At 37.6% G+C, this 4,273-nt stretch carries 3 protein-coding genes; 1 reads left to right on the forward strand and 2 read right to left on the reverse strand.

What is annotated here, in order from left to right; all coding sequences use genetic code 11:
• The first annotated feature begins 85 nt into the window (after positions 1-85).
• Entirely contained in the window at positions 86-580 is a 495-nt protein-coding gene (locus ACT9TX_RS18235; RefSeq protein WP_481340510.1) for a dioxygenase family protein, read from the forward strand.
• Between the two features lie 8 nt (positions 581-588).
• Here the strand turns inward: ACT9TX_RS18235 and ACT9TX_RS18240 are convergent, their stop codons facing one another.
• A complete protein-coding gene (locus ACT9TX_RS18240) occupies positions 589-3,039 on the reverse strand; it encodes a DUF5916 domain-containing protein (protein ID WP_481340511.1) in 2,451 nt (816 codons plus the stop codon).
• Between the two features lie 725 nt (positions 3,040-3,764).
• A complete protein-coding gene (locus tag ACT9TX_RS18245) occupies positions 3,765-4,184 on the reverse strand; it encodes a transposase (RefSeq protein ID WP_481340513.1) in 420 nt (139 codons plus the stop codon).
• Between the last annotated feature and the right edge of the window lie 89 nt (positions 4,185-4,273).

Raw genomic sequence — 4,273 nt, forward strand, 5'->3', positions numbered from 1 at the left:
CTTCCTCCTGAAAATAGCATTATTCCTGTTTGCTTTACAGCTAAAGAAAATTAACTAGCAACTTGAGTTAATTACTAAAACAGATGTGGGCTTAACAGATACTTGGGGGCTAGACCATGGTTGCTGGAGCGTTGTAAAACATTTATATCCTGCGGCAGATGTACCTGTTATACAAATGAGCCTTGATTATACCAAGCCGCCACAATACCACTACGAACTAGCAAAAGAACTAGCAGTATTGCGTAATAAAGGTGTGCTTATTATTGGCAGTGGCAATTTGGTACACAACTTACGCATGGTAGCTTGGGACCAATTAGCCACATCTGGTTTTGGTTACGATTGGGCAATTGAAGCAAGTACTAAAATGAAGCTATACATTACTGAAGGCACACACGATAAACTGATTAATTACAAAGCGCATGGCTGGGCTTTTGATTTGGCTATTCCTACACCAGACCATTATTTACCACTACTATACACGCTTGCTTTACAAGCACCAAATGAACAAGTGCAACTCTTTAATGATAAGGCTTTGGGCGGTTCGCTTACTATGACTTCGTTAAAAATAGGCAAGGCTTAGTGCCAATTTTATACTGTAGGCTTTTTCTTCAGCTTAGCACAGTCTAAAAAGTAAATCACTTTTACTGAGAAATTATTTAACTGGTCACTAGCTAGTGTTGATTTTAAATTTTTGAAATAATCTCTTTCTAGTGTTGGGTCAAAGTTTTGAATAGCATTTTTCCAGCCAATATTTATAAAACTACCAAGTGCAAACTGCCATGTGTACACCATGTCTACATTAAAAAAGTTGATATTGTAGTTGGCATTAGGATAATTAGCAGCCGTAACAACAATGCTACCATCATCTTGTAAGTTATAAAACTGATGGTAGTTTACACGGCTCCAATAATGGCGTGCTCGCAGGTTTAACCCCATCTTGTTATTGAAGTTATATTTAAACACCCACACATTTTCTACTGAGTAACGTGTACGGCTACCCATTATGGTGTTACCTGCATCTATAGTTGCAAAGCCAATATTGTTGTAACGTAACTGTATATTATTGTTAAGCGAAATGGTAAGTTTTTTATTAAATCGAAAGTTTTGATTTGGGCTTATATCTATACCGCTTGTACCAAACTTTGGTGTTGCGTAGTAAGCCAATTCTATACCTGCAGAATATTTTTTAGCATAGTTAGTGTTTATCCAAAAGTCCACTAAATGCTTTGCTGGTATTTTAAAAACGCGGCCTGCTACTCGTGGTTCGTAAAAGTCGTTTTGCGCAGCAGTGTATGAAACGTAAATGCCACCATCCCATAGGTTTTTAAATTGCCCGTTAATATTGCTATTAATTTCAAACATTTGATAGCTTGAAGGCAAGTAACGTCTTGAGTAATTAAGATTAAAGTTGAAATTCATTCTATTGTACCACTTGGTTGGTTTCAGCCATTTATAACCCATCCATAAGCCATAGTCTAAGAAGTTATTGTTAGTAGCATAGCCTAGGTCGTTTTGATCATATTTGTGGTCGGTAAGATTTTGATAAAAATTAAAGTTAAATCTACCACTAGGTTTTGCAAAACCCAAACTATGGCTATAACCTATTTGATTACCACCATCAGGCATTACGCCTATTAGCTGACTTACACCCACCTGACCAAAGAAGTTCCACTTGTTTTTCTTATCGTACAAATCCCAAATACCTGCTGTTACATTAGCATCATAATCTTTACCAGCGCGCAAGGTATTGGCATTAATAAGCGAGACACTTGAGTTGTTTTTCAATGTTTGGTCTAGTACAATAATGTTGTAATTGGTTAGTGGGCTTGTTTCTTCTGTACGAATTTTACCAGTATTATCTTCTATGGTAGCATGCTGTGCATTACTTACGGCATTAAGCACACCTATACCTAAGCCACTCGCTGTTCGGCCACTTATTTTAGTCGCATTAATGAGTTTTGGGGCAGATGGATTACTGATTATATGCTCATTACTAGCAAGGTTGCTTTGCACATCCCAATAGTGAAGCGGCTCGCCACCAATACGCCTGCTGTAAAATAGATTGCCTTTGCTAAATAACTCTGTGCCTTCGGTAAAAAAGGTGCGGTTTTCATTAAACTTTACTTCAAATGGCGATAGGTTAAGCACTTGGTTATCGCTTTGTACCTGACCAAAGTCTGGTATCAACGTCATGTCTAGGGTAAACGCTGCGCTTATGCCATACTTTACGTCCATACCACCGCTAATGGTTGTGCCCCAAGTTTTTGGATTTGTAGTACCATCATGATTGGCATAAGTAGCTAGGTAAGGTGATAGCGACAAACGTAGTGGCGGTTTAATGTTTTGAATATTGGTCCACAAGCCAGCTTGAGAAAATAACGTGCCACCCACATTAGGATTTACAGGATACCAAAAATATTGCTTACCACTCTTTTTACGATTACGTGTAATATTAATGCCCCAATCTTGTATTTTATTGCTAGAAAAACGGATAGCCGAGTAGGGGATACGCATCTCAAACGTCCAGCCGCCATCTACAATATTGGCCTTAGATTCATACACGCTATTCCAGCTACCATCTTCACCGTTGTTGGTATATTTGGCATCGTATTGCTCGCCCAAAGGTGTGATGTAATAGCCAAAGCCATTAATCTTGTCTTTATAGGTATCAAATAATACACCCACATAATCATTTACACCAATCATATCTCTACCCACTAGTTCTTTAGATATACTATCGGCAGAAGGCTCGTGGCAAAAACCACCTATGTAGATGGCATCATCATCGTACAATAAATAAATCTCGGTTTTGTTTTTGGGGTCTTCTACATTACCAAACGAGGGGCGCCACTCTACAAAGTTGGTAGCTACAGGCGCAGCTAACCAAGCGCTATCATTTAGTACACCATCTATTGTTAGCTTTTTATTAGTACGAACGGCAGGAATACGCTTGTTAGTGATTGCTGTGGTAGTAGTTTGCGCTTGCGCAAATGATAAACATAGTAGTGAGAAACAACTAGCCAAAAGACCTTTGCCCATAAGCTTAGAACGATAGTTTAAATGCATTGCAGTAGTATAATAGGTGTTGTGTAACAGTTTGTGTAAGCATTGAATGAGCCTTACCACTAAGAGTTACAACAGCGAAATAAATAATTACAATCTGAAAAGAATGTTAATGCGGATGAGTGGTCAAGTTATTGGCCACCACTTAAAGCAACTTGCTACATTTCCTCGTTAGACAGTAAATGTGGTTGATATCTTTTCCTGTTACTATTATAATGAATATACTGCATTTATTGGTATAGGTATAATTTGTTTACACAGCATTTGGTGTTACTGTTTATGGATGTGTGTTTTCGAGCCGTTTATTTCTGTCAAGTTATCAGACTTGCTTTTTGCTGCTGGTTTTCTTGTAGGCGCGGTAAAAATAGCACAGAGTACTGTTTACATTTTTCACACTAAGAGGGCATTAAGTTCTACCTTTTCAGGATTAGAATCAAATCACCATGCATTTCGAGTTGTCTTTTTTATTACACAACTCTTCTGCCATAGCCCAATGGTGTAACTCATAATTGAATTATGCAACTATTTTGTCAAATAGCTCTGATTTTTGAGCATCTTTAAAATTAGTAAGTTTGTCTTGACTTGCTTTGAAAATTACTGTTCAGAATGTGTACAGTTTAACCCATAAATAAGCTACCCTACAAATGGTTACTTTTCTATCTGTTTTTATGTGGCAAAATAAACTTAATTAACTCAAGTTGCTAGTTAATTTTCTTTAGCTGTAAAGCAAACAGGAATAATGCTATTTTCAGGGGGAAGCCTTTAATTGTTACTGCATGAATTGTTCTTAGGAACAATGCTTTGAGTTCACTAATGCTTGATTCTATTTGTTTTCTCATACTTAGTTTTATAAAGGCAGCCGATTGGCTGTCTTTTCTTTTTGAGTTTGCTTTACGCTGTATCTGTAGACTGATGAACTCTGTTTGCTTCATCAAGTCCTCCATTTCGTAATTGGTATAGGCACTGTCACCATAAACATTGCTTTCTGGTGGCAGGCTAAAGGGCATTTTTTCCAGCACCTTACTGTCGTGTTCGCAACCAGGTACAAAGCAGAACTCAACAGGGATACCGCTTTTAGTAGTCAGCAATTGAATCTTTACCCCATAGAAGTAACGCCTCATACTTGCTGTGTAACCACAGGTGTACGAAAGATAAATTAGCTCTTTGATACAATAAAATTAAATTTATCCGTTGCTTTAAGATGGAATTA

This window comes from Parasediminibacterium sp. HNIBRBA5674 (assembly GCF_056745525.1).

Coding starts and splice junctions, on each gene's coding strand:
- ACT9TX_RS18240 (WP_481340511.1), bottom strand. CDS start 3,039: ATGGGCAAAGGTCTTTTGGCTAGTTGTTTCTCACTACTATGTTTATCA.
- ACT9TX_RS18245 (WP_481340513.1), bottom strand. CDS start 4,184: ATGAGGCGTTACTTCTATGGGGTAAAGATTCAATTGCTGACTACTAAA.